A 26,484-nucleotide genomic window follows, 5' to 3' on the forward strand; every position below is an offset into this window, starting at 1 on the left:
CCGCTCGCCCTCCATGCCAGGACGCGGCCTTCCGAGACGTGGGCCGGTGGTACTCACGGCTCCGTGCCCTCATCTCCAACCTGTAATCTCTAGAGGAGGATCCGCGTGGTGGGAGGGATGTCCAGCAACGACTTCAGGGAGTTGATGGACGCCATGGCCGACCCGCTCGTGGCCTGCGATGGGGGCGAGTACGTCCTCTACCTGAACCCCGCCGCCGAGCGCCTGCTTGGCTGGACGCTGCCGGAGCTGGTGGGGCAGCCCTTCTCCCTTCTCCTCCCCTCACGGTTGTGCTCCTTCGATGGGCAGACCTTCCTGCGCTACCTGCTGGGCCGGCGGCGCGCGCTGAGTGGACGTCCCGTCCGGACGTCCCTGCTGCGCCGGGGCGGGCCGGAGATGGAGCTGGAGGTGACGGTGGGCAGCTCCGGAGAAGTCGGTGGGGAGCGCATCTCGCTGGTGCTGCGGCGTCCGCCCGAGTTCCCCGACTACACCCAGGAGCCGATGGAGCGGCTGTCCTCCGCGGTGCACACGCGCACGGTGAGCCCCATCTCCGCCGGGGAGCGCGCCTACCAGCTCGTCTTCGAGAACGCTCCGCTGGGGCTCCTGCACTTCGACACCACGCCCACCCTCCTCGCGTGCAACGACTACTTCGTGCGCATCCTGGGCTCGTCCAAGCGGATGCTCATCGGGCTGAACCTGCTCAGCCTCCAGAGCGAGTCGATCATGGGCTGTGTGCGCGACGTGCTCGACGGGCGACACGCGTACTTCGAGGGGGACTATCGCGCCGTCACCTCGGGCAAGGTCACCCCGGTGCGCGCCCGCTTCGCCCCCTGCTTCAACGAGAAGGGAGAGGTGGAGGGCGGCGTGGGCATCATCGAGGACATCACCGCGCAGCGGAGCGCGGAGGCCGAGCGGGGCCGCCTCCTGCGCGAGGCCCAGGAGGCCATCCGGGTACGCGACGACTTCCTCACCATCGCCTCGCACGAGCTGAAGACGCCCCTCACGCCGCTGTCGCTGCGGCTGGCCAGCCTGGAGCGGCGACTGGAGCGCAAGGAGCCGGTGGACCCCACGCTGCTGCGCCACGCCCGTCAGCACCTGGTGCGGCTGGCGGCGCTCATCAATGACCTGCTGGATGCCTCGCGCATCGAGGCCGGCCGGCTCGCACTGCACTTCGAGCCCATGCGGCTGGACAACATCGTGGAGCACGTGCTGACCGGCATGGACGCCGAGCGGGGCCAGCACCGCATCGACTACGCGCACCCGGCCGAGCCGGTGCGCATCCGGGGAGATCCCTATCGGCTCGAGCAGGTCATCGCCAACCTGCTGGAGAACGCGCTCAAGTACAGCCCCGGGGACAGCACCGTGCGTGTGACGTTGGACATGCGCGGCGACTTCGCGCTGCTCTCCGTGGCGGACGAGGGCATCGGGATACCTCGGGACCAGCAGGAGCTGCTCTTCGAGCGCTACTTCCGCGCCCGCAACGTCTCCGTCACGTCCTACGGCGGACTGGGACTGGGCCTCTACATCAGCCGCGACATCGTGGAGCGTCACGGGGGCCGCATATGGGTGGAGAGCGAGCTCGGCCGGGGTTCCACCTTCTACGTGGCCCTCCCCCTGCTGTCCGAGGCCAACCCCACGCCACCCGAGCCCACGCACCCCACCACCGGCTCGCCCCAGCAGGTGCACTGAGCCAATGAAGAGACCGGGCCCCGCCTCCCGTGAGGGAGGAGAGCCCGGCCTGGTTCACGACAGGGAGGCCGCGGGTTACCGGCGCCGGCGGCGGGCCAGGGCGAGGAACGTGCCCAGGCTCAACAGCACCAGCGAGGAGTCACCGCCCGTGGCCGAGCAGCCGAAGCCATCACCCAGGAAGGCGATGTCCCCGCCCGTGCCCGGGTTGGTGTCCTGGACGACGGTGAAGGTGCGGCCAGGAGAGACCGGGCTCTCGTTGCCAACCGGGTCCGAGGTGCGGACCGTCACCACGTGCGAGCCGGGCGTCAGCGGCTCGGTCGGCGTGTAGCTCCAGTTGCCATTCGCATCCACCGGGGCGGTGCCCACCACCTGTCCGTCGATGATGACGGTGACGGTGCCGCCGGGCTCCGCCGTGCCGGAGATGACCGGCGTGGAGGTGTCCACGGTCGCGCCGTCGGCCGGCGCGCTCACCACAGGGGCGGCCGCATGGGTGTCCACGGTCCAGGTGCGGGTGGCCGGGGTGGCGGACACGTTGCCCTGGGAATCACGAGCACGCACCTCGAGGGTGTGCGAACCCTCGGCCAGGTTGGAGAGAGAATGCGGGTTGGTGCACGGGACGAAGTCACCCGTGTTGTCCAGCCGGCACTCGTAGGAAACGCCCGGCTCCGAGGAGCTGAAGCCGAACGAGGCGTTCGAATCGCGGGTGACGCCCGACGGGCCCGAGGTGATGGAGATGTCCGGAGCCGTGGTGTCCACCGTGAAGGTGTTGGTGTTGGACTCGGGGCCGGGATTGCCCACCGCGTCCGTGGCCTGCGCCTTCACCGTGTGCTGGCCATCATCCAGCGCCTTGTCGGCCGGAACCGTCACGCTCCACTCGCCCGAGGCGTTGGCCTTCACCTGACCCACCTCTTTCCCGTCCACGTAGACGGTGACGGTGCTACCGGGCTCCGCCTTGCCCTCGAGCTCCGGCGTATGGGTGCCCACCGTCGTCCCGTTCGCGGGCGTCAGTACCTCCGGCGCGGCGGGAGCCGTGGAGTCCACGTAGAAGGTGCGCAGCGCGGACTCGGGGCCGGTGTTGCCCGCCTCATCCGTGGCCTGGGCCTTCACCGTGTGCTTGTCATCCAGCAGCACGCTCTTCGGCGTGTAGCTCCAATTGCCATCCGCATCCACGTCGACGATGTCCACGGGGATGTCGTCGAGGATGATCGTCACCCGGCTGTTCGCCTCGGCCTTACCGGTGATGACCGGCGTGGGACCCCTGACGAGGGCACCCTCGGTGGGCGTGAGCACCTCGGGAGCCGCGGGCTCGGTGGTGTCCACGTAGAAGACGCGCGGCACGGGCGACACGGGGCTCTCGTTGCCCGCCGCGTCCCTGGCCCGGGTCTCCACCTGGTTCCTGTCCTCGGGCAGCGGCGTCGTCGGCGTGTAGCTCCACTTGCCGTCCGCACCCGCCTTCACCGGGCCATACTCCTCGCCGTTGATGATGACCGTCACATCGACGCCGGGCTCCGCCGTTCCCGTGATCTCCGGCCGGGTCTCCTTCGTGCGGAGCCCCTCCGTGGGAGTGCTCACCGCCGGAATCCCCGGCGGCGTCTTGTCCACCGTGAAGGTGGTGGTGTCGGACACGGGGCCGATGTTGCCCGCCTCATCCGTGGCCCGGGCCTCCACCGTGTGCGAGGTCTCGGACAGGGGCGTGGTGGGCGTGTAGGTCCACTTGCCGTCCACGTCCGCCGTCACCGGACCGTAGTCCTTGCCGTCGATGATGACCGTCACCTTGCTGCCGGGCTCCGCCGTGCCAGAGATCTCCGGCTGGGTCTCCTGCGTGGAGGAGCCAGTCGCGGGCACGAGCACCGTCGGCTTCCCGGGAGGAGTGGTGTCCACCGTGAAGGTGTTGACCGTGCTCCTGGCGCTCTGCACGCCCTGGTACTCCGTGACCGCCTCGATCGTATGACGGCCCTCGGAGAGGTTCCTGGGCATGGGCAGCAAGAAGTCGCCATTGGCGTAGGGCGTCACCCGGTACTCGGACGTGTCGACGTAGACCCCATCGATGATGATGAGCACCCTGAGCGCCGTGACATCGGGGATGGGGCCCGAGGGGTTGACCGGGACCTTGCCCCTGATGTCTGGCCGGACGTTCCGGGTGGACAAGCCATGGGCTGGCTCGGTCACGGAGGGTACGGGCGGCACGACGAACACACCGATGAGCCTCTCGGCGATACCCGGGGAGCCGGACCTCGCACCGTACTGGGGATCGAAATCATCCGACTGCGTCCCGGACGACACGCCGCTGACGCTGCGGATGCATGCATCAGTGCTGGCCTGGAACAGGATACGGCCGCCGCCGCCGCCGCCCCCAGGGCCCCTGAAGTCCGAGTTGGAGTTGCCGCCGATGCCGCCGTTCGCCCTGGTGCTGGCGCACTCGGCGGGCCCGGCGAGGCGCAGGTAGATACTCCCACCCGCGCCGCCACCGCTGCCGGCATCGGACTCAGACAAATTGCTGGCGCCACCCGACGCGGTGATGGCGCCCGCCGTTCCCGCGAGTGCCCCCGCGCGAATGAAGATGGCACCACCGCCCGAGCCGCCTCGCTGTCCGGTCCCGGAAGGACCATGACCCGCGCCGCCGCCACCGCCAAACGTCAGGCGATAGAGGCCATCATACTGGAGCGCCGCGCCGCCCTGGCCGCCCACGGGGCGCTTCCCGTCGGAGGAAGAGCCACCCCGGCCACCCGCACCACCGTTGCCACCACCACCGCCTCCGGACCATTTGCAGACCCCCCCACCTCCGCCATTGGTCACGTTGCCCAGGCCGGTGCTCTTCGTCGGCTCATACCGCGTGATGTCGAGACCCTCGCCCTTCTGCGCCCCTCGGGTGGAAGGCTCGTCCAGACCCGAGCAACTGGTGTTCGTCGCGGTATCGACGGTGGGCAGGCCCCCGCGGAACCCGCTCCGGTTGGCGGTGATGGTCCCCTCGTTCGTGATGGTACCCGTGGCCAGGAACGCGATGACGCCACCACTGGTGCCGTCCCAGTCCTGGGCGGACAGATTCAGCCCCGTGGGGATGACGAGGTCCGTGTACTCGGGCACCCGGATGACCTGGGTGACGTTCGACGGGTAGTCGCGGATGAGGGGCGCCGTCAGCTCGAGCGTCGTTCCCGTCACCGACTTCAGCCGCGCCAGTTCCCACAAGCCCACCTGGAACTTCGTTGGGTCGTTGATGACGATGGGGCCGGCATACCCCGAGGCAGCCTCCGGGGCGTCCGACCGGATCCCCGTGGTCTGCAGGACCATCACCAGATCGCCTTCCTGGAAGCACCGGGGCGCACCGGTGCACACCCCGACCTCGATGGTGTCGTCGCCCTTCAACAGAGGCATCTTCACCTGGGCGTAGCTGTTGACGGGACCGTTGGCCGTCACCGTGTGCGCGCCGTCGCGCCCGGTGCCCAGACCGAACGAGTCCGGCTCGGCCAGCGCCGCCGTCGAGCCGAGGGCCAGCACGCACAGCACGGCCGCGAGCCAGTTCTTCATGAATGGATTCCTCATGATCTTCACGTCCTTCAGCTACTTCAGCTCGCGCTCGGGGGTGGTGATGATGAAATCCACGCGGCGGTTGGTCGCGCGGCCCTTCTCCGTCTTGTTGGACGCGATGGGCCGGTCGGGACCGAAGCCCTTCGCCTCCAGGCGCGACGCCTCGACGCCCTTGCCCACCAGATAGCGCTTCACCGATTCGGCCCGCGCCAGCGACAGCTTGCGGTTGGCCTCCGCGTTGCCCCGGTCGTCCGTGTGACCCTCGATGACCATGCGGTCCACCTCCGGGTGCTGGCGGAGCACCTGGGCCACCTGGTCCAGCATCTTGAAGGACCGCTTCTGGATGACGGCCTTGCCGGTGGCGAAGAACACCTGCTCCTTGATCTCCAGCTTGCCCGTCTGGATGGCCACGAGCTGCTTCTTCTGCACCGGGCAACCCTGGTTGGTGGCCACGCCCTTCTCTTCGGGGCAGTTGTCCAGGTGGTCCGCCACGGTGTCACCGTCGGTGTCCTTCACCGGGCAGCCGCGCAGCTCCATCAGGCCCGCCTCCGTGGGGCACCTGTCCGCGCCGTCCTCCAGGCCATCCTTGTCCGCGTCCCTCACCGGGCAGCCCTGACGCTCGGCCAGACCCGCCTCCAGGAGGCACTTGTCCGCGTTGTCCTCGACACCGTCCTGGTCCGCGTCCCTCACCGGGCAGCCCTGACGCTCGGCCAGACCCGCCTCCATGGGGCACTTGTCCGCGCTGTCCTCGACGCCGTCCTGGTCCGCGTCCTTCACCGGGCAGCCCTGGCGCTCGGCCGGGCCCGCCTCGGTGGGGCACGTGTCCGCACCGTCCTCCAGGCCGTCCTTGTCCGCGTCCTTCACCGGACAGCCCTGGCGCTCGGCCGGGCCCGCCTCCGCGGGACAGGTGTCCTCGCCATTCCTCACGCCATCGCCGTCGTCGTCGCGCCGCGAGGCATCCTGCCGCTCCCCACCGCCCACGGCCACGCCGAGCAGCAACCGGAAGGACGGCGTGCCCGGGGTGTCACCGAAGCCGGGACCGCCCAGCGCATAGAGCTCGGACGACGCGCCCAGGGGAAGCCGCAGACCGGCCAGCACCTCCAGCGACTTCGGCTCGCGCGAGAGCGGCACGGTGCCGCGCACGTTGAGCTCGCCGCGCAGCCCCTCGCCCGTGGTGGCCAGCACCGCGCCCAGACGCACCTCGTTGCCCAGCTCGTCCTGCACCGTGCCCGTGTCACCGAGCACGACGGTGGGCCGCACCAGCGCGCCCGCCTCCACGCCGGCACGCAGCCAGCCGAAGCTCCGACCCACCATCACCTTGGGCGCGATGCGGACGATGCTGTCCCGCGAGAGCGCCTCCACGCTGCCCACGGGGAGCCCCACGCCCAGCTCGAGCGCCAGGTCCACCGGCGCCTCCCGCTGCTGCGCGAGCAGTCCCAACCGCACGTGCGCCGTGGGCGTGGACAGACCCGTGCGAGCCGGTGCCCCGATGCCCTGGGCGCTGAGGTCATCTCCGCGCTGCCAGGCCACCACCGGCAACTGCACACCCAGCTCGAGCCACCGCATCGGCGCCCAGGCCGCCAGCAGGTGCGCCGTCACCCGGTCTCCCACCACCGAGCCCAACCGCGCACCATCGCGATACATCACCAGCGGATCATTCTCGTACTGCCCCGCGAGCGAGAGGCGGAAGCCACCGGCGGGCAGCAGCTCGCCGGTGCCCATGAGCAGCGACCCCTTGCCGTTGGGGTTGAGCTCCAGACGCTCCAGTTCGAACCGCGGCAGGCCCGTGGGCTGCGCGAGCGCGGCCGGGGCGAGCAGCAAGGTGGCAACGGCGGACAGGCGCACGAATCCCGACGAACGCGTCGACGAGGGCGCGCCACGCTGGGTCGTCCCCCGGTGGAGGGACGGCTTCTTGTGGCTCATGAGTTCTCCATGTCGAGGCCCCTGCGGGTCCCGTTCCGACTGGACCGCCTCGCGGCGCTGCATCCCGGGTGGAAAGCTCGGGGAGCACTGCTCCTCGTGTGTCTTCCGGATGTCGCCGCGCGCATACAGACACCGGAAGGCCGAGGGCTGTCCAGGAGTTGTAGAGGGTATGGTGCACGCCCGCTCGTCCCTCTGGGAGCCCCGATTGCGGATTGCTCTGACTCCTCCGGGTGCGGCGCTCCGCCGAGGCCTCTGTCATTCAGTGACCGCTCCCTCCTACTGCCAGTGCATCCCGAGGGCAAAGAATCGTTGCCGGGCAGGCAGCAGGTGAGCACCCTGGGCACGGTGAGCACCCTGAGGCGCATCGGATGGGGTCTGGGCCTCGGGCTGATCGGGTGGGTGGTGAACCTGGCGGCCCTGGAGGTACTGCCCGGGGTGCATCTGCTGCTCGGTCCCCTGGTGGTGCTGCTCGCCGCGGTCCTGTTCGGCCCTGTAGCGGGCGGGCTGGCGGGCGCCTTATCGGGCGCGGGGACGATCTGGCTGTGGGGCCACCCGTGGGGGTGGCTCAACATGATTCTCGAGGGCGTCTGCGTGGGCGCGCTGCGCCGGCGCCTCACGCCGCTGGTGGCGGATGCCTGCTACTGGGCGCTGAGCCCGCTGTACTTCCTCCTCACCTACCGGTGGGTGGAGGACATCCCCTTCGAGGCCACGCTGGTGGCGGGGGTGAAGCAGGCGGTGAACGGGTTGTTGGCGGCGCTCCTCCTCCAGGTGGTGCTGCTGCTGCCCGGGGTGCGCAGACACCTGCGGGCGCTGCTGCCGCTGCCGATGGCGGACGTGTCCATCGGGCGCGCGTTCGGCTCGGCGCTCACGCTGGGAGCCATCATCCCGCTGCTGGTGGTGGGCGGGGCCGAGGGCCGCGCGCGCTACGACACCGAGGTGCGGCAGGTGAACGAGGAGAACCTGCACGCGGCCCGGGTGGTGGCCAATGAAATCGAGAGCAGCCTGCAGCACTCGCGCCATGGCGTGTTCCGGCTGGCCCGCACGCTCTCGGCGAGCCTGTCGCCGGAAGGGGCGCTGCCGGGCCCGCACTTCCTCGAGGGCGAGCTGGACGCGCTGGTTTCCTACTCGCCGGAGGTGGTCAACGCCTACGTCGGCAGCCCGGAGGGGGTGGCGCTCGCCTTCTCCCCCCGCAACGACGCGGCGGGCCTTCCGCTGGCGGGGACCGACTTCTCGGATCGGCCCTACGTGCAGCAGGTGCGGCAGTCCCGCGAGCCGGTGGTGAGCGACGTCTTCCTCGGACGAGGGGGGGTGCACGGGCCGCTGGTGGTGACGGCGGCCCCCATCCGCCGGGGAGAGAATTACGCGGGGTACGTGATGGCGGCGATGGACCTGCCGCGGCTGCGCCAGCACGCGTACACCCAGGTGAGGGACACCGAGCGGCGCATCCGGGTCATCGACGCGCGGGGCGGAGTGGTGCTCGACTCGTCCGAGGAGGGCACCGGGCAGATGCGGAGCACCACCGGCTCGCCGCTGGCGAAGGCGCTGGAGCAGGTGGGCAGTGGCGGCACCGGGATTTACGAGAGCGAGCAGGACGCGGTGATGCTCGTGCGCGCGGGGACGCTGCAACACTTCGGCATGGTCGAGGTGCCACGGTTGGGGTGGCGGGTGGTGGTGGAGCAGCCGGGGACACGGTTGCAGCGGGACGTGGAGCGCTCCTACTTCGCCCTGCTGGGGACGGTGGGACTGGCCACGGTGGCCGCGGTGCTGCTGGCGCTCACCTTCTCGCGCATCATCGTCTCGCCGGTGCATGGGGTGTCGCACGCGGCGGCGCGGCTGGCGGCGGGGGATCGCACGGCGCGCGCCTCCGAGGTGGCCGAGGACTCGCCGCGCGAGCTGAGCCAGCTGGCGGAGACGTTCGACCGGATGGCGTGGCAGCTGTCGCGGCAGATGGAGGCCGTCGAGCGCACCAGCCGGGAGAAGGACGCCTTCCTCTCCATCGCCTCGCACGAGCTGAAGACGCCGCTCACGGCGCTCAAGGCCCAGGTGCAGATACTGCGGCGCAAGGTGCCGGCCGAGCACGTGGAGCGGCTGGACACGGTGAGCCGGCAGGTGGACCGGGTGACGCGGCTGGTGAACCAGTTGCTGGACGCCTCGCAGCTCGGCCTGGAGCAGCTGCCGCTGGAGCGGGCGCGGCTGGACCTGGGCGAGGTGGTGAGGAGGGTGGCGGAGCCCCTGGTGAGTGCCTCGCCACTGCACGCACTGGAGCTCGAGGTGTGCCCGCTGGTGGGCGAGTTCGACGAGCTGCGCATGGAGCAGGTGCTGCACAACCTGGTGACCAACGCCATCAAGTACAGCCCGACGGGAGGCACCATCGAGGTGCACACCCGGGTGCTGCCGGGCAACGAGGCGGAGGTGGTGGTGGCCGACCGGGGCATCGGCCTGCGGGTGCAGGACGAGGAGCAGCTCTTCGGACGGTTCGAGCGCGGAGACCGGCGAGAGCTGACGAGCATCTCGGGAATAGGGGTGGGGCTGTACGTGTCACGGGAGATCATCCGCCGCCACGGGGGACGCATCTCGCTGCGCCCACGCGAGGGAGGAGGAGCGGTGGCGACGGTGCGACTACCGCTGAGCGTGAAACCCGAGCACGACCACCACGTGCCCCACCGGACGGATCACTGAACGGGTTTCGCATGCTCCCTCTCCCCCTGGGAGAGGGCGGGGGGTGAGGGTAGTTAGACCCCTGGTTCGAATCTCAACCCAGCACGCCCAGCGCATGAGCCAACCGCCAGGCGACCACCAGCAGGTGGGCGTCCTGAACCACATCCAACTGACTGATGAGGACCTCGAGCGGCATCCAGTGCAGGCGCGGATCATGAGCCGAGTCCGCGTCGACCTCCACGGCGAAAGGCCAGACCAGCTCGGGAGTAACACCCGGGGTCGTGTGATACGAGCCCCCGAGCTCCCAGGTGTGGCGCACCGAGACGGCGAACTCCTCGCGGAGGCGCTCGGCGATGAAGGCGGGCACCTGCGCGAGGTGGGTGAACGTCCGGGGAAGCCGCCAGGCGGGAGACACGGCGATGCGGGCGCTGCCCGTGAAGTGCTGAACCACCGGCAACTCGCGGTGCTCGATGCCCACCCGGATGCCCTCGCGCGTCCGCACCACGGGGAGGGCCACGGTGGTGTTGCGGCTGACCTCGCCACGGGGCACGAGGTACTCGCGCGGCACGCTGGCCAGCACGCGGCCCTCCGCGTCGCGCTCGGAGAAGGTACCGGTACGCAGGTCCAGATAGCCGGCGGCACCGTCCTCATGGGGAGAGAAGCCCACGTGGCGCGCGGGGGTCAACGCATCCTCGGCCCACGAGGGCCCACCGGACTGCTCGGTGAGCTGGATGGAGGCGCCGATCCACGGCCCCGGTGAGGAGCCCAGGTGGCGAAGCAGACGGTGGATGTTGAGCTCCAACCGGGCGTCCACCATGCCGCCCACGTGGCACGCGCGGAGCACCTGGCGCGCATCCAGCTCGCGCACCGAGCCGGAGCTGGTGAAGGGGCTGTAGTCGGGCACCGGCAACCCGGTGGAGGACGGGGCCACCTCCACGAGGTACGCGGACACGCGCTCGCTCACGCCACCGGGCGAGGTGAAGTAGCGCACCGGCTCACCGAGGGCGCGGATGCTGTCGGCGGGGAGCCCGGCCCGCTCGTGGAGGATGCGGGTGATGGCCTTGTCCGGCGGCTCACCGGCGTGGGTAATGGCTGCGAGGGGCTCGGTGACATAGCCGGACAGCGCCGCGCCGCCGAGGTTGGGATGATCCGCGCAGGCATTGACGATGGGGCGCGGAAAACCCTTCTTGGCCAGCACGAACACCTGACCGTCCTGGCGGAACCAGGGCAGCAGGTCGAGCGTGCGCCCTGGACGCTCCACCAATTCCCAGACGTGACCGGACTCCTCATGACGCCAGGCACTGAGGGACAGGAAGCGCGGCGTGGCGAGAGGCTCACTGCGCTCCTCGCGCAGCTCCACGCCCGCGCCGGGGGGCACCTTCTCGCCCACGATGAGGTAGTTGGTGGCGGGGAACGGCAGCGGCCTGCCGTCGACGTCGCTCAGGTGGAAGCGGCCCTCGTAGCGGTTGGCGATGATCCACGGGTTGCGGATGGGCATCGAGCTGAGGATGCGCAGCCCGCGGCGGCGGAAGGCGGACTCGAACTGGGACTGGGAGAAATAGGTGTACTCCTCGAGCAATTCCACGTCCCAGTCGGTGCGGTAGTCCTTGCGGAGGATGAACTCGTTGGCGGCGCGCAGGGCGAGCCGGTAGCGGACGTGCCCCGCGTGGGGCGAAGCGAGCCGCGTATAGGGCACGGGGCCGTCGCGGTTGACGCTGCAGCGGAAGTCGCGCGCGAAGCGCTCGAAGAGCGCGGCGGTGGAGAGCTCCGGAACGAGCCCCTCGGCGGACCCATCCGTCGTGGGCAGGTCGAGGAACACCTCCGAGGGTCCGTCGGGGATGAGGAAGTCGCGGATGATGATGACGCCGCCGGTGCGCAGCGCGCGCACCTGGTTGTCCAGACACTCCTCCAGGCGGGCGAGCGAGAAGGCATTGAAGCTGGTGACGTGGTGGAGCACCGACGAGTCGAGCACGCCATCGAGGGACTCGGGCGGGAAGACGGGGTCGGCGATGTCGCCCACGACGAAGCGGAGGTTGGGGCGCTGATAGGACTCGGCGGCCATCTTCACGGACACCGGGTTGATGTCCACGCCGACCAGCTCCAGACCGCTGTAGAGACAGGCGAGGTCATGGGTGCCACGGCCCGAGCCGCTGCCCATGTCGGCCACACGGCCGCGCGTGGGGAAGTGAGCAGTGGTGAGAGCCACCTTCTGCTGCATGGAGGCATCCATGCCAGCGAAGTAGGTGGCGTAGTGGTCCGCATTGCCGCGGTGCTGGGCCGCGTAGGTTTCCGCCGTGCTCGTCTTGGAGGCCATCGGGGCACCAGTCTACCGCGAAGGACCCGTTGCGGGAGGGAGCCGGGAGTTTTCGCGAGGATCTCACCTGGGAGGGCATGGTCTTCCCGCAGCCTGCGGCCTCTAGTGACTCCTGGCTCCGCGTATGCCCAGGCAAGTGGAGCGGGAGGTGACCTTGAGTGCAGCCGTTGGGTATCTGGCCATGTCCCGGGCCGCACGGTTTTGGGCGGCCCTGTTCTTCGTTTGGATGCACGCCGGCTGCGCGAGCGCCCCCGGCATGCGGGCTTCATCTACCTGGAGCCAGGAAGTAACAAGGACCAGAGCGCCGCTGAGCCCTGCGCCAACGCCAGGAGCCCTATTGGTCATGAGCAACGGCCCAACGGCGAGTGGGGAGCCCACCGGCCCTGCAGTCCAGGGCTACAACGTTCCCGGCCGGAATCTGGATTCAGAGCTCCCCTGGGAACTCTTCCTTGGCAACGCAGCGCATCGAATGATTGCCTACATGTACGGTGTGGATCACCCTGGCAATGAAGTCTACTACAACAAAGAGACAATCAAAGTCATCCTCGAGAAGGCGAGGCTCGGAAATACATCCCGCTTGCGCCTGGACGAACGCAATCTACGCCCAGACATCACGGACGTTACCGTTCTGCATGCCTTTGAGATCAAGCCCTGGAACGAGCAGGGGCGCCAGGAAGGCCGGCAGGAAGTGCAGACCTACCTGGCCGCACTGAACCGGGCCGTGGCGCCGGAATCGAGTTTCTCAGGGGGAACGGGGTTCCAGGGGGAAATCCTGATCCGCTTCGCCCAGGGACAATACATCTGGCGTCTGGAGTGGCGGACCACTGAACCAGGAGTGGTCCAGTATCATTGGACGCGCAGCCAGCAACGCTTCGAGTCCGAGGCGGCGGCATACGAGGCCAGGCAATGGGTGGATCTCACGAAGGAAGAGATGCAGCAGTACGGCGGGTGGGTGGGTCAAGCCGTGGAAGGAATGATCAGCCGTCGCGAAAAACTCGCCAGTTTCAGCGGCTACGTGGGCATCGTCATCGAGGTTGTCGGCACCGTCGCGACAGGGGTCTTCTCAGGTGAGATTTTCGGTCGGATGGGCTCGGGCACGAGGGCGCAGCAACCCCCCAGCCAAGGAGGTGGACAAGTCATCCCCTTTCCAGCACGGACGCAACCGCCTGCGCCTCCAGCACGGGCACCCGCCGCAGCGGGCATGACCCCTACTCGATGAGAGCCCGATTTGATAGGACGCGCGCCATGGCGCCTGGACAGCCTTCTTCACTGCAAATGCCATCCTTCCTGCATGGCAGCTACGCCTCGGTCCAACAAAAGACGCGTAAGGAAGGGCTGTGGTGCGCTGAGCAGTACCAGAAGGACGGTACCTTCCCCGCCCCCCTGCGGCTGGTGGAAGTGCCCCCCGGCGAAGTGGTGGTGGCTCATGGGGTGGCCGACTTCCAACGCGAGCGCCCGGCCTGGCGGCTGTACATGATGTCCAATGTCATGAACGGCTTGTCCGAAGACATGGAAGGACAGGATGCATTTGTCGCAAGGGACGCTTACGAGGCGTTCTTCCGCGAGACGGCCTGGGGTGCACTGTACTTCGCGATTGACTCGGATGCGCCCAGGAGCGCGGAGCTCATGGCGCTGCGCCTGCGAGCGGTATTGCGTTTCTGGGAAACACTCCAATCCGTGCGCTACCTCTTCAAGACCCTGGGGGCTTTACTCACCCTGGAGGAACTGATGCTGGCCGCCCGTGATTGGGCCATGGATGCGTGGTGCCCTGAGGAAGGAGCCTCGGTGCGCATGCGCCTGGAAACGGCGACGGAACGCATGGCGCGGGCAACACGGGAAGACAGCATCGAGGCCGTCCTCCGGCAGTTGCCCCGTGTGCTCACCTTCGCACGCGACCTGAAGCACCAACAGGTGTTGGCCGATCCCGCCTTCCAGCGTGAGCGCCTCGCCACGCTCGATCCTCGCACTTTCGAGCGGGTGTCTGGCGCCTGCACGTCGGATCTGCTGGGGCAGGTGTATGCCTGGGACCGGCAGCTCGGGAAGCAATAAAGACGGCCAGAGAGCCGCCCTGCTGGGGAGCACCGACGTGACCGCTATCGTGCTTGCTGAGGCCCGCTATGCCCGCGCCTTCATCTCCGCCGCCGCGCGCGGCGGCAACCCCACCTGGGTATTGCCGGTGGGTATGGAGCCAGGTGCCTCCGCGGCGGCGGTCGACATGGCCCGGGCGCTTGCTCGCGAAACCAGCGTCGAGGTGACACTCGAGGCCGCGGGCAGGGACTTCCGGTTCATCGCGCCGGATGGAGAGCTGAGCTTGTGCCTCCACGGTCTGTTGGGTGGACTGGCGCTCGCCCGAAGCGAAGGGCGCATCACCGGTGAGGGGCGAGCCGTGGCGGTGACAACCCCCTCTGGGGAGCTCACGGCCCGGGTCGAGGTGGTGGATGCCATGACCTTCGAGGTCTCGGTGGAGCTGGGAAGGCAATTGCTGTCCCCGGTGGAGGTGGGACCGGAGATGCGAGCGGCACTGGCCGCGGCCCTCGGACTCACGCCGGGCGACCTGCCCGCGCGGCTGTGGAACGCGGGCGGAGCGCGCCTGAAGACCCTGATTCCGCTCGAAAGACGTGAGCGGCTGAAGGCGATGACCGTGGATCCCGCGGCCGTCGAGCGCATTGCCGCCCAGTTGGGCTGCACTGGCCTCTATGCCTTCGTCGTCGAGCATGCGGACGCGACCCGTGCGCACCTCGCCGTGCGTCATTTCCCTGCTGGCATTGGCATCGTCGAGGACCCAGCCACGGGGGGTTCCGCCGCCGCCCCCGCCCTGTGGCTCAGGCGGGTGGGAGGGCATCCCGGGCTCGAGCACCTGACCCTTGCACAAGGCGAAGACATGGGACGGCCGTGCCGTCTGGTGGTGGAGCACACAGGCGATGACGACGCGACCGGCTGGCGGGTGGGGGGCCGCGTCGTGCTGGAGCCGTCTCCCCCCGTCGTCAGGAGCGGACGCGGATGACGAGCTTGCCGAATGGCCCGCGGTCCAGGTGCTCCAGAGCCTTCGGGAACTCGGCCAAGGGATAGACCGCATCGATGACCGGCTCGAGCGCGAGCTGGTCCACCGCGCGCACCAGGTTCTCCAGCCCTCGCCGGTGGCCGACGAAGATGCCCTGGAGAACGCCCTGCGACTGAAGCACCGGAAGCACCGGGAAGCGGGCCTCGAACCCCTCCAGCACGCCAATCAGGGAGATGCGCCCGCCAGGAGCGATGGCATTCGCCGAGCGGGCGAGGTTTTCGCCACCCACCACCTCCAGGATGTGGTCGGCGCCCTGCCCGTCCGTGAGGTCGAGCACCACCTTCGCCCAGTCGGGCGTGTGGCCACGATGGATGCCATGGGCCGCGCCCAGTTCCCTGGCGCGGGAGAGCTTGTCCTCGTCACCGGAGAGCACGATGACCCGCGCTCCCATGGCCGACGCGAGCTGCACCGCGAACAGGGACACGCCGCCCGTGCCCTGGGTGACCACCGTCTGCCCCGGACGGAGCGCGCCCAGTTCCACCAGCGCGGTCCAGGCCGTGAGTCCGGCGCATGGCAGCGTGCTCGCCCGCACGTCATCCAGCGTCGTGGGAGCGGCCACCAGCCAGCTCTCGGGCATGGCCACGTACTCGGCCAGCACGCCAGGCGCGCTGCCACCCAGGCTTCGCACCGGCCGGGGCGCCGGGCCCTCCAACCAGTCGGTCTGGAAGTTGGCGATGACCCGCGCTCCCTCCTTGAAGCGCCGCACACCCGCCCCGGTGGCGACGACCTCCCCCGCCATGTCGGAGGTGGGGACGAACGGCAGGGGCATGTCCGAGTTGCCTCCGCCGTCCAGGACGAGCTTCTCGCGGTAGTTGAGCGACACGGCCGAGACGCGGACCAACACCTCGCCCGGTCCCGGATTCGGAATCGCCACGTCCGCCAGCTCCAGATGCGCCCGGCCGGGCTGCCGCAACTGCCAACGCTTCATCGTGCCGCTCATCGTCTGCTCCGTGCTGATGCGTGAAAGAGGCACGAGGGATATAGAGACGAATCCTGTTCGCCAGTGGCGACACTTCGTCCACTCACCGCGGACATGAAGTCACCAATCGGAGCGGAGTCATGACGGATCGCCTCAGCGGAGTCCTCTCGTTCGTGCAAGCCGCCGAAGCCGGGAGCTTCGCGCTCGCCGCTCAGCGCATGGGCCTGTCGCGCTCGGCCATCGGCAAGAGCATTGCCCGGTTGGAGGAGCGGCTGGGAACGCGCCTGTTCCAGCGCACCACCCGCCGGCAGAGCCTCACCGATGATGGACAGGCCTTCTACGAGCGCTGTGTGCGCGCGCTGGCGGAATTGGAGGCCGCCGAGGCGGAGCTGGACTCCGGCCGCCGCGCGCCCACCGGCCGCCTGCGCGTGAGCGCGTCGGTGATGTTCGGCCGGCACTGCGCGGCGCCGCTGCTCTGGGAGCTGGCCCGCCAGCATCCCGGGTTGGAAGTGGAGCTCTCCTTCACCGACCGCGTGGTCGACCTCATCGAGGACGGTTACGACCTGGCGGTCCGCGTCGCGCCCCTGGCGGACCAGGCCGGACTGACGGCCCGTCGGCTGGGAGTCCAGGAGATGGTGGTCTGCGCCGCGCCCGCCTACCTCGCCAGGCACGGCCGTCCCACCTCACTTGAGGAGTTGGAAGGTCACGAGGCCATCGCCTACGGGCGCAATGGCATTTCCAAACCCTGGCGGTTTCCGGATGGCCAGGGTGGCGAGAAGCTCGTGTCCGTTCCCTCGCGCCTGCGTTTCGACGACGGGGAGACCATCGCCGACGCGGCGGTGCAGGGGGTGGGGCTGGCATGGCTTCCGTGCTGGCTCGTCGCGGAGCGCGTGCGCGGAGGACAGCTCGTCATTGTCCTGGAGCAGGAGCGCCGCTACGGCAATGAAATCTACGCCGTCTGGCCACAGAACAAGCACCTGCCCTCGAAGGTGCGCGCCGCCATCGACGTGCTCGTCGCACGCATCCCGGAACGGTTGTCGAGCGACAGATGACACCGAGGGCAGAGCAATCGTCATTGACCCGAGGGTTGAAGATTCATGAGAATGTCATCGAGGCCTTGCCGGAATCAATGCCATGAGTCCCCAGTCCAATCTTCCGGCTACTCCGAGGCAGGTCGTCGCGTTGCTCGATGTACTCCTGCGCATTCGTCAGGACGTACAGGAGAAACGCACGGGACCCTATGTCTACATCGGCATGGCCGATGCGGCTCGGCTCTCCACGTTCTCCATCGGCTATACGCAGTGCATGTGCAGCCTGGGCGTGCACGAAGGCAGCGATGTCCTGTTCCACGACTGGCTGGAGATTCTCACGAATCCACAGCGAGGCAGGGCCTGGGACGGCAGGTTCCTGGACGAGTGCGGTGGCGATCACGAATGTGCCGTCAGGAAGTACCTGGACCGCGTCGCGGAGTTCCGCTCTTTGTCTCCCGAGGCGCTGGCCGCCATTCCATACCATGGGCAAGGGGCTCATCCCTGGAACCAGCGGCCGTCCCTTCTCTCCACCAACCCTCCTGTTCCCACCCTCGACATGCTGCTGGAGGCTCGCCAGGCGATCGGCGATGTAGAGGGGCGCCTGGCCATGATCATCGGCGACATCAAGGTGCAGCGCATGGCAGGACTCATCGACGGCTACCGCCTGTGCCTGGAGCTCTCGGGCACCCGAGACGAGGAATATGCTCGGTTCGAGCAGTGGCTCCATCGGGAGAAGGAATTGCCCCCATGGCAGACCAGGGAGCAATCCCTGCTCCAAGCCAGTCATGGAGACCACGAGAAGGCCATCCGAGGGTTCCTCGAGAATGCCGCCGAATTCGTCAGGCGTTCCCGAACACCTTTCCCGGCGGTCTAGAGTGCTCACGACCCCTTTCCTGGAGGGCCCATGGGGCACCCCCCCGAGTACGACACCCTGGCCGAGGAATACCAGCAGTCCAAGCTGATCCCCTTCCGTCTCGAGCTCGAGCACTACAGCCTGTTCGAGCAGCTGGGCGATCTCCGGGGCAAGCGGGTGCTGGACCTCGCCTGCGGCGAGGGCTTCTACAGCCGGCAGATGAAGCGGCGGGGGGCGGCCACCGTTCATGGGGTAGACGTGTCCTCGGCGATGATCGAGCTGGCCCGCGAGGCCGAGCGCCGCGAGCCGCTCGGGTGCACCTATGCGGTGGGCGATGTGGCCGGGCTCGAGCGCCTGGGCGACTTCGATCGGGTGGTCGGTTGTTACCTGCTCAATCAGGCGCGGACGCGCGAGCAGCTCCTGGACTTCTGCCGGGCCATCCGCCGCAACCTCGCGCCGGGCGGATGCTTCGTGGGTGTCGCCGACAACCCGCGCAGTGATCCAAAGCACTACGCGAGCTACCGCCCCTATGGCCTCACCAAGCAGGTCCCCTCGCCACGCACCGAGGGGGACCTCATCACCCTCACCTTCTTCAACCCGGACGGCACGAGCTTCCAGCTCACCAATGCCTATCTGTCACCCGAGTCCTATGAGTGGGCCTTCCGGGAGGCGGGCTTCTCCTCCATCCAGTGGGTGCCCGTGAGGGCGCGCCCCAACCCGGACAGCGAGGCCGCCGCCTTCTGGCAACGGTTCGTGGAGATGGAGCCCCTGGTCCTCGTGGAGGCCCGCTCGGACGGCTCCTCCGTGAAGCAGTAGAAGTCTACCCCTCGAGCAGGGATCTCAACCCGCCTCGTCCTCGACGAGACAGGGCAGCCGCACCGTGAAGGTGGTGCCACACCCCGGGATGCTCCGCACGGACAGTGAGCCCCCCAGCACTTGCGTCAGCTCCCTGGCGAGCACCAGCCCCAGGGGGGGACCGCCTCCCTTGCCTGGCTCTTCGAAGAGCAAGGGGAGCTCGTCCTCGGGAATGCCCCCTCCCGTGTCCTCGATGGTGAAGATGGCTTCCTGGCCCTCGGCGCACGCGGTGAGCGCGATGCGTCCGGACGGGGTGACGCTGGCCGCGTGGGACAGCAGGTGGAGCAGCACCTGGCGCAGCTTCAGCTCGTCTGTCCGCAGGATGTACACCTGCTCGGTGAGCTGGGTGGTGAGCTCGACGTCCTTGCCCTCGAGCTGCTCGCGCACCGTGTCGGCACACTCCTCGGTCAGCTCCCGGAAGTTCAACAACTCCCGCTCCACCAGCATCTGGCCCGCGTCGATCTTGATCAGCTCCAGGACGTCATTGATGAGCGAGAGCAGCGCCTTGCCACTCTTCTTGATCATGCCGAGGTCACGCTGCCCGCGCGGCGTCAGGTGGCCGCCCTCCTCGAGCAGCAGGAGCTCGCAATAACCGATGATGCCGTTGAGGGGTGAGCGGATGTCATGGTTGAGGCTGGCCACGAGCTCGCTCCTGCGCTGGCGCCGGGCCCGCCGCACCTCACGCTGGACTTCCAGCACCACCTGCGCCAGCCGCCCCATGTCCAGGTAGCCATGCGCTCCCGCCGCCAGGGCCGCGTGCAGCTCCGCCTCATCCCACCGCGGCGTGAGCACGAGGAAGGCCAGTGCCTTCTCGCGCAACAGCGGCGCCACCTCCTGGAAGCCCAGCCCCGCCAGCTCCGCCCCACACACGGCCAGGTCCCACGGACGCTCCAGCGCCGCCTTCAGCGACTCCGGTGTGCCCACCCGCTCCGAGGAGACCTCCAGCCCCGTTCCCCTCAGCCGCTCCAATACCTGCCGCGTCTCGCCCTCTCCCGCCACGAAGAGCAGGCGCGCGGCATCGGCCTCCCTCACCGGCTCCTGACTGGTCATCCCTCAACGCCTCCTGGATGCGAGGACCCCCGGCATCGTATCGCCGTGGAGTCCCGAACAGACCGCGAAGTGCACGCCGGGTCCAGCGCCCGGCGGGGAAGATGACCTGTTATGGACCGCCTACTTCTTTCCCGGGTCACCCGGTGAGCCACCACCCCCGCAGGAGGCAACACATGGCGGAGACGAGCGCGAAGACGAGCGGCACATTCAAGATTGGCGGAGACCTGGAGGTGTACCGGCTGGGATTCGGCGCGATGCGCATCACCGGCCAGGGCATCTGGGGACCCCCGGAGGACCCCGCGGAGGCCCGGAGGACCCTCAAGCGCGTGCCCGAGCTGGGCATCAACTTCATCGACACCGCGGACAGCTACGGCCCGCACGTGAGCGAGGAGCTGCTCGCGGAGGTGCTGGCCCCCTACCCCAAGGGAATGGTCATCGCCACCAAGGGCGGCCTCACCCGCCACGGGCCCAACGTCTGGCCCCCCCTCGGACGGCCCGAGTACCTGCGCCAGTGCGTGCTGATGAGCCTGCGCCGGCTGAAGCAGGAGCGCATCGACCTCTGGCAGTTGCACCGCATCGACCCGAAGGTGCCGCGCGACGAGCAGTTCGGCGTCATGGCGGACATGCAGCGCGAGGGCCTCATCCGGCACCTCGGCCTGAGCGAGGTGAATGTCGAGGAGGTCAAGGCCGCCGGCCGCTTCTTCAAGGTGGCGACGGTGCAGAACCTCTACAACCTCGTGAACCGTCAGAGCGAGGAGGTGCTCGACTACTGCGCCGCGCAAGGCATCGGGTTCATCCCCTGGTACCCGCTGGCCGCGGGAAGCCTCGCCGCCCCCGGCGGCCTGCTCGACACCCTCGCGAAGAAGCTCTCCGCCTCGCCCTCGCAGGTGGCGCTCGCGTGGGTGCTCCAGCGCAGCCCCGTCATGCTCCCCATCCCGGGCACGGGCAAGGTCCGCCACCTCGAGGAGAACACCGCGGCCGCCGGCATCACCCTCTCCAGCGACGACTTCCGCGCGCTCGATGCCCAGGGACGCGAGGCGTGGCAGCGCAGCCGGAGGTAGCGCGCCCGGAAGGCAGGCGAGCGGGACGAGAGCTGGAACGAATCCGTCCGTGTTAGCGTCCAAGCGCCATGCGTCCCGTCCCCGAGCCACCGCCGATGACCACCCGCGCCCTGCTGGCGTGCCTGGTGCTCGCCACCGTGGCCAGCCTCTTCCTCTGGCAGACGGTGTGGCTGTACCCCTTCCGGCTACTCGTCACCCTCATGCACGAGAGCGGGCACGCCTTCACCGCCTGGGCCCTGGGCGCTCAGGTGGGCAGCGTCACCATCAGCCCCGCCACGGGTGGGCTCACCTACCACTCCGGCACCGGCTCTCTCTGGAAGGAGCTGCTCATCTCCTCCGGCGGCTATGTGGGCTCCTCGGTGGCCGGTGCGCTGCTGCTGGTCGCCGCCGGCCGCATGCGCAGCGGACGGGCCCTGCTGTGGGGCCTCGTCGCCTGGATGGTGGCCGTGGCCGTCCTCTGGGTCCCCCTGCTCCCGCCCGACCCCGGCTCCGCCCACGCGCTCGCCACCGGCTCGTCTCGCTCGGATGGGCTCTTCACCCTCGGCTTCATCGCCGGCATGGGCGCCCTGCTCGGACTCGTCGCGTGGAAGGGTCCCGTCTGGCTCCGCCGGGGACTCGTGGTGTGGATCGCCGCGCTCTCCTGTCTCATGGCCCTGCAGGACATCAAGGGCCTGCTCGGCTTCGGCCTGGAAGTAGGCGTCTCCGACGCGCACACCATGGCACGGCTCACGTACCTGCCCGCTCCCCTCTGGGCCGCGGTGTGGATGGCCGTGTCGCTCGGGGCCATGTGGCTGGGATTGCGCTCCATCCTCCGGCGCCGGCGCCTCATGGCCTCCCGCGGCCCCATGGCCGGCCTGTCCTTCCGGTAGGCCCGCGGTGATTCAGAAGGGCAGCGAGGCCCTCCCGTCCCGGTGGTCCCGGAAGAACTGCCGCACCTGCTGGACCGCCGTGTGCCCGGCCAGCGGACTCACGTCCACCGTCTCCAGACGCCGGCACAGCTCCTCGTCGAGGCGCAACTTCTCGAGCCCGAGCAGTTCCTCCAGCACCAGGAGCGGCTCGGCCCGTCCCCGGGTCACCTCCTCCTCCGTCGGCTCCCGCCCGAGCACCTGACGCAGCACGCTCGGCTCCTGGAAGAGCAGCACCTCCGCGTCCGGCACCACCAGGACCACCTTCCACAGGTCCGGATAGTCGATCTGCACCAGCGCGTAGATGAGGAAGCGGTATAGCTCGCGGATCTTCTGGCGCTCGGCCGACCGTGTCCCCGCCACGAGCGCCACGATGGCCTTGCGATTGCCAAGGACGGACCTCGCCAGGGAGACGCTCTCCGAGAACACGTCTGTCTCGAGCACTCGCAGCTCGGGGCCGAACTCCGGCTCGAGCAGCTTGCGGAACACCAGGGCGTTCGCCACTCCTCGTATGACGAGACATGGAATCATCGCAGATCCTCCGCCTTCAACTCGTAGTCCACCAGGGCTTCCTCCACGGCCTTTCGCCACGCGAGAGACACGTCCCTGCCGTGCCACAGCAGGACGTTGCGCAGGGGCTGCGAGCCACCCGAACCTTGAACTTTGCGATCGGACTGAAGTCGACGGGCTCCTGCCAATGCTTGCACTCGACACCCGCTCCCACGAGTCGAGCAGGCCCACCCTTTCCATCGAACGCACCCAGCCCACGTACTTCTCATCCCTCTCCACCCCCCCGACCACGCCCTCACATCGTGAAAGGCTAACCAACCCCTCTGACACGCTCGTCGATCGGATCTCGCCTCACATGTCGGGATTATCGAAGGGACGACTTGAAACGTCAAGTGCCCGGGTCGACCTGATGGGTCATCCACTTGCACCTGGGATTGACCCTCACCCCGGCCCTCTCCCAGAGGGAGAGGGGGCTGACACGGATTCAGCCTGGGGCCCGCACATACCCTCACCCCGACCCTCTCCCGGTGGGAGAGGGAGGGGTTCAGAGCTTCTCCACCACCACCGTGTTGTCGTTCGGCTTTCGGTCGATCAGCTTGTTGAACGGATCCACTCCCGCCCTCGCCGGAAGCTTGTCCACCAGCGCCGTGAACTCCACGTCCCCCTTCGTCACCTGAACCTTCTCCAGATAGAGCGGCTTGCCCTCCTCATCGAGCACTCCCACATCCATCCAGTCCGCCAGCTTCAGGTCCGACTCCGTTCCCGTTCCATTCGCCTCCAGCTTGCGCACCTTCGCCGTCACCTTCACCTCGTACTTCCCTCCCCCCACCTCCGTGTACGTCGCCTTCAACGCACGGTTCTCGTACAGCGTCAGGCGCTCGAAGAAGTCGTGGATGACGTATTGCAGGTGCTCCGGTGTCACCGCCCTCAGCTCGGCCACCAGCTCCAGTGAGCTCGTGAAGGGCGGCTGCTGGAACCCCACCTTCTTCAGGTACGTGGACAACGCGCGGTTCACGTTCTCCTCCCCCACGTAGTCCTGCAGCGCGTACATCACGAGGCTGCCCTTCTTGTAGTGCACGTACCCCTGGTTCTCTACCTTCACCAGCGGCATCTCCTGCTTGCGCTCGAAGGTGCGTCCCCGCAGGTACTCGTCCAGCTCGTAGCGCAGGAAGCGCCCCATCTTCTCCGCGCCGAACTTCTTCTTCATCACCATCAGCGCCGAGTACTGCGACAGCGTCTCGGACAGCATCGTCGAGCCCTGCACGTTCCCGCCGATGACCTGGTGCGCCCACCACTGGTGCGCCACCTCGTGCGCCGTCACGTAGTAGGGATAGTCCACGTCCTCGGGATCCTCCGGATCCACCTTCGCGATGAACCCGATGCTCTCCGAGTAGGGAATGGTGTTGGGGAACGATTGGGCGAAGCGCGCGTACCTCGGGAACTCCAGGATGCGCACCTGCCGGTGCTGATACGGCCCGAAGTTCTTCGTGTAGTAGTCCAGCGAGTCCTTCACCGCCTGGATCATCCCGTCCACGTTGTAAGCGTGACCCGGGTGATGGAACACCTCGATGGCCACGTCGTTCCACTTGTCCCGCTTCACCTCGTAGCGCGCCGACAGGAACGAGTAGAAGTTCAGGATCGGGCTGTCCATCGTGTAGCGGAAGTAGCGGCGGCCGTTCTCCGTCCACTCCTTCTGGAGGTAGCCGGGTGCCAGGGCGATCTGGTCCGGCGAGGTGCTCACCGTCGCCTCGAAGGTCACCCAGTCCGAGTCCGAGGCGATGTATGTGTTGCGCCGGGCCTCCATGTCACTCGCGTCCGCCATGTGCGGCCGCGGGGCCAATCCCTGCTTCTTGCGCTGCTGATCGTCCTGGAGCTCCCGGCCCTCCGAATATCCGAGCGACGGCAGCACGCCGCTGTTGAGGAAGGTGCCGTTCTCCACCAGCGACGTCACCGCCCCCGTGTTGCGGAAGCCCTTCGGCTCCATCCCCAGCTCGAACTGGAGCTCGGCCGAGGCCCCCGGCGCCAGCGGCGTGGGCAGCGTGTACGTGAAGAAGCCCAGCCGCGTGTCCTGTGCGCTCGGCGTCTCCGCTCCCGCCACCACCATCCGGTACACCTTCAGCTCCGGCGGCAGGTTGACGTACACCGTCTTCACCGGCTCGGCCGTCTTGTTGACCAGCCCGAAGGTGCCTCGCGCCCTCATGCGCGGCTCCTCGGGGAACAGGTCCATCTCCACCTTCACCGAGACGATGCGCGGCTGCGCCACCTTCGCCAATGTCTTGTATTGCTTCTCGTAGTCGGCGTTCTCCGCCTGGTCCTCGTGCTCCGTCTTGAAGGTGTTGAGCCGGTTGGTGTTGTGGAAGATGAAGGCACCCGCCCCCACCGCCGCCACCACCGACAGCGCCAGGCCCGCCCGCACCGGCAGCGAGGCCCTCGCGCCCGCCAGCCGCAACCGCCAGCGCACATGCGTCTCGGTGCCTCGCACCCAGAGCAGGTGCGTGACGAAGGCCAGCGCCAGCGCGGCGAGCGCCCAGTACGCGCGGAACCACACCATCTGCGCCACGAACGGACCGAAGCCGTTCATGTCCGAGTACGTCTCCGGCGGCGCGGTGCCGTACTTGTAGAGGTTGTGCTGGAAGCCGAACTCCGAGGCGAACTGGCCCGCCAGCAGGTAGAGCACCATCACGAAGTGGCCCACGTACTTGTGGTTCACCAGCACGTGCACGAGCACCGCCAGCACGCACAGCAGCCACAAGTCCAACAGCCGGTAGCCGAAGAGGTCCGTCGCGTAGAGGCCGAGCTCGAAGTTCGTGTAGCCGTGGAAGAGCTGCACCAGCATGCCGCAGACGAGCACCACCGCGTTGAGCAGCACCTGCACGCCCATGAGCGCCAGCAGCTTCGAGGCGAAGGGCAGCCACCCGGGCACGGGCAGCGAGTCGTAGAGCTGGTTCATCCGCGCGTCCCGCTCGCGCCAGATGAGCTCGCCCGAATAGAAGGTGATGATGATGAAGTGGAAGAGCGCGAAGGTGCCGCCCACCAGCTCCAGCACCATGTATGTCACCGGGTAGACGGCGGTGCCGAACATCACGCCGATGACGCGCGAGGTCCCCAGCACGAAGATGACGCCCGCCAGAACGATCACCAGGAAGTAGACGTTCTTCACCGTCTCCTTCAGGTCCAGCCACGCCAGGCGCGGCAGCATCCGCAGGTAGGTGGCGCCCCGGAAGTCACGCGAGACGGAGAGGGACGCGAGCGGTACCTGCCCGGAAGAGGACTCGGCCGGCGTCTCCGCCGAGCGGCCTCCCGCCAGCGCGTGGGTGCGCTGGAAGCGCACGAGCGTGTAGCCGAGCACGGCGGCCCCCACCGAGACCCAGAGCAGGCGGTTGGCGAGGAACCAGCCCTCGAGCGGCACCAGGCGCGTGTTCTTCTCCGCCACCGTCCAGTACTCCGTCAGCAGGCGCAGCGCGTTCATGCCGAACGGGTCCACCAGCGCGGCCACCCACTTCGTGTCCAGCTCCCGCAGCAGGCTGCTGCCTATCAGGTAGCCCACGAGCAACACCACGCTCGCCACGTAGACGGGGAGGATGCGGCGCGTGAGCGCGGCCATCCCGAAGAAGAGCGCACCGGTGAAGAACAGGTTCGGCAGGATGCTGAGGAGGTAGGGCCGCAGGTAGGAGCCCGACACCGTGGGGCCAATCAGGCTCTGGTCCAGCCAGGGCATGGTGGCGCCGAACCTCGCCCCCAGGCCGATGCTCGAGAAGATGAGCAGCAGCGTGAGCAGCGCTCCCAGGAAGCGCCCGAGCAGGTACTGCACCCGCGAGATGGGCGCGGTGAAGAAGAGCGGGTGCGTCCCATTGGCGAAGTCCTGGTACACCGCCTGCCCCATCACTCCACCGGTGATGATGACTCCGGCGAAGCCGAGCAGGGTGAGCAGCGAGTTCAACGAGAAGGGCGAGTTGGCGAGCACCTTGCTGCCTCCCGCCGCGCCGAACATCACCGTCTTGAAGGCGCCTCCCGCCGCGTTCATCGCGAGGCAGGCGAGCACGAAGAAGATGCCGAAGTAGACCCAGGTGGACAGCATCTTGAGCCGCCGACGCAGCTCGAAGAGGGCGATCGTGAGCATGTGTGGTGGTCCC

Annotated in this window: 17 protein-coding genes; 10 read left to right on the plus strand and 7 right to left on the minus strand. The window is 68.4% G+C overall.

What is annotated here, in order from left to right:
* Window positions 1-117: 117 nt before the first annotated feature.
* Complete coding sequence (locus NR810_RS29020; RefSeq protein WP_257457481.1) at window positions 118-1,686, plus strand: sensor histidine kinase; 1,569 nt, start codon at window positions 118-120, stop codon at window positions 1,684-1,686.
* Between the two features lie 75 nt (window positions 1,687-1,761).
* On the opposite strand, the gene agmC is transcribed toward NR810_RS29020, so the two are convergent.
* Both agmC and NR810_RS29030 read right to left on the minus strand, forming a co-directional pair.
* Window positions 1,762-5,211, minus strand: coding sequence for an adventurous gliding motility protein AgmC (agmC, locus tag NR810_RS29025; protein ID WP_257457482.1), 3,450 nt, complete (start codon window positions 5,209-5,211; stop codon window positions 1,762-1,764).
* A 33-nt stretch (window positions 5,212-5,244) separates the two neighbouring features.
* Complete coding sequence (locus NR810_RS29030; RefSeq protein WP_257457483.1) at window positions 5,245-7,134, minus strand: OmpA family protein; 1,890 nt, start codon at window positions 7,132-7,134, stop codon at window positions 5,245-5,247.
* 327 nt (window positions 7,135-7,461) lie between these two features.
* On the opposite strand from NR810_RS29030, the gene NR810_RS29035 reads away from it, so the two are divergent.
* Window positions 7,462-9,813, plus strand: a complete 2,352-nt coding sequence (locus NR810_RS29035) for an ATP-binding protein (protein WP_257457484.1) — start codon at window positions 7,462-7,464, stop codon at window positions 9,811-9,813.
* A 73-nt stretch (window positions 9,814-9,886) separates the two neighbouring features.
* Here NR810_RS29035 and NR810_RS29040 read toward each other — a convergent pair whose 3' ends face one another.
* The gene (locus NR810_RS29040) at window positions 9,887-12,106 is read right to left on the minus strand and encodes a class I SAM-dependent methyltransferase (protein ID WP_257457485.1); all 2,220 of its coding nucleotides are present in this window, start codon (window positions 12,104-12,106) and stop codon (window positions 9,887-9,889) included.
* 343 nt (window positions 12,107-12,449) lie between these two features.
* Between NR810_RS29040 and NR810_RS29045 the strand changes: the two genes are divergently transcribed.
* The 3 genes from NR810_RS29045 to NR810_RS29055 are packed head-to-tail and all read left to right on the plus strand — an operon-like array spanning window position 12,450 to window position 15,110.
* Window positions 12,450-13,325, plus strand: coding sequence for a hypothetical protein (locus NR810_RS29045; RefSeq protein ID WP_257457486.1), 876 nt, complete (start codon window positions 12,450-12,452; stop codon window positions 13,323-13,325).
* Window positions 13,326-13,351: 26 nt separating this feature from the next.
* Window positions 13,352-14,155, plus strand: a complete 804-nt coding sequence (locus NR810_RS29050) for a hypothetical protein (protein ID WP_257457487.1) — start codon at window positions 13,352-13,354, stop codon at window positions 14,153-14,155.
* 37 nt (window positions 14,156-14,192) lie between these two features.
* Window positions 14,193-15,110 carry a PhzF family phenazine biosynthesis isomerase gene (locus tag NR810_RS29055; RefSeq protein ID WP_257457488.1) on the plus strand — a complete coding sequence of 306 codons (918 nt, stop codon included), beginning with the start codon at window positions 14,193-14,195 and terminating at the stop codon, window positions 15,108-15,110.
* Here the strand turns inward: NR810_RS29055 and NR810_RS29060 are convergent.
* Window positions 15,091-16,107, minus strand: a complete 1,017-nt coding sequence (locus NR810_RS29060) for a zinc-dependent alcohol dehydrogenase family protein (protein ID WP_257457489.1) — start codon at window positions 16,105-16,107, stop codon at window positions 15,091-15,093. The two genes, NR810_RS29055 and NR810_RS29060, sit on opposite strands and share 20 nt — an antisense overlap.
* Before the next feature lie 119 nt (window positions 16,108-16,226).
* Between NR810_RS29060 and NR810_RS29065 the strand changes: the two genes are divergently transcribed.
* The 3 genes from NR810_RS29065 (at window position 16,227) to NR810_RS29075 (ending at window position 18,786) form a co-directional block, all read left to right on the plus strand.
* A complete protein-coding gene (locus NR810_RS29065; protein ID WP_257457493.1) occupies window positions 16,227-17,138 on the plus strand; it encodes a LysR family transcriptional regulator in 912 nt (303 codons plus the stop codon).
* 82 nt (window positions 17,139-17,220) lie between these two features.
* Window positions 17,221-17,991, plus strand: coding sequence for a hypothetical protein (locus NR810_RS29070; protein WP_257457494.1), 771 nt, complete (start codon window positions 17,221-17,223; stop codon window positions 17,989-17,991).
* Window positions 17,992-18,021: 30 nt separating this feature from the next.
* The gene (locus NR810_RS29075) at window positions 18,022-18,786 is read left to right on the plus strand and encodes a class I SAM-dependent methyltransferase (RefSeq protein ID WP_257457495.1); all 765 of its coding nucleotides are present in this window, start codon (window positions 18,022-18,024) and stop codon (window positions 18,784-18,786) included.
* 24 nt (window positions 18,787-18,810) lie between these two features.
* Here the strand turns inward: NR810_RS29075 and NR810_RS29080 are convergent, their stop codons facing one another.
* Window positions 18,811-19,875, minus strand: coding sequence for a sensor histidine kinase (locus NR810_RS29080; RefSeq protein ID WP_306818594.1), 1,065 nt, complete (start codon window positions 19,873-19,875; stop codon window positions 18,811-18,813).
* 173 nt (window positions 19,876-20,048) lie between these two features.
* Here NR810_RS29080 and NR810_RS29085 point away from each other — a divergent pair, with 173 nt between their 5' ends.
* Window positions 20,049-20,936: an aldo/keto reductase gene (locus NR810_RS29085; protein WP_257457496.1), complete on the plus strand. Its 888-nt coding sequence runs from the start codon at window positions 20,049-20,051 to the stop codon at window positions 20,934-20,936.
* A gap of 95 nt (window positions 20,937-21,031) precedes the next feature.
* Entirely contained in the window at window positions 21,032-21,805 is a 774-nt protein-coding gene (locus NR810_RS29090) for a M50 family metallopeptidase (protein WP_257457498.1), read from the plus strand.
* Between the two features lie 12 nt (window positions 21,806-21,817).
* Here NR810_RS29090 and NR810_RS29095 read toward each other — a convergent pair whose 3' ends face one another.
* Both NR810_RS29095 and NR810_RS29100 read right to left on the minus strand, forming a co-directional pair.
* On the minus strand, window positions 21,818-22,372 hold the full coding sequence (locus NR810_RS29095) for a hypothetical protein (RefSeq protein WP_257457499.1): 555 nt from the start codon (window positions 22,370-22,372) through the stop codon (window positions 21,818-21,820).
* Between the two features lie 523 nt (window positions 22,373-22,895).
* Entirely contained in the window at window positions 22,896-26,471 is a 3,576-nt protein-coding gene (locus NR810_RS29100) for a M1 family aminopeptidase (RefSeq protein WP_257457500.1), read from the minus strand.
* Between the last annotated feature and the right edge of the window lie 13 nt (window positions 26,472-26,484).

Source organism: Archangium lipolyticum, assembly GCF_024623785.1.
Lineage (GTDB): Bacteria > Myxococcota > Myxococcia > Myxococcales > Myxococcaceae > Archangium > Archangium lipolyticum.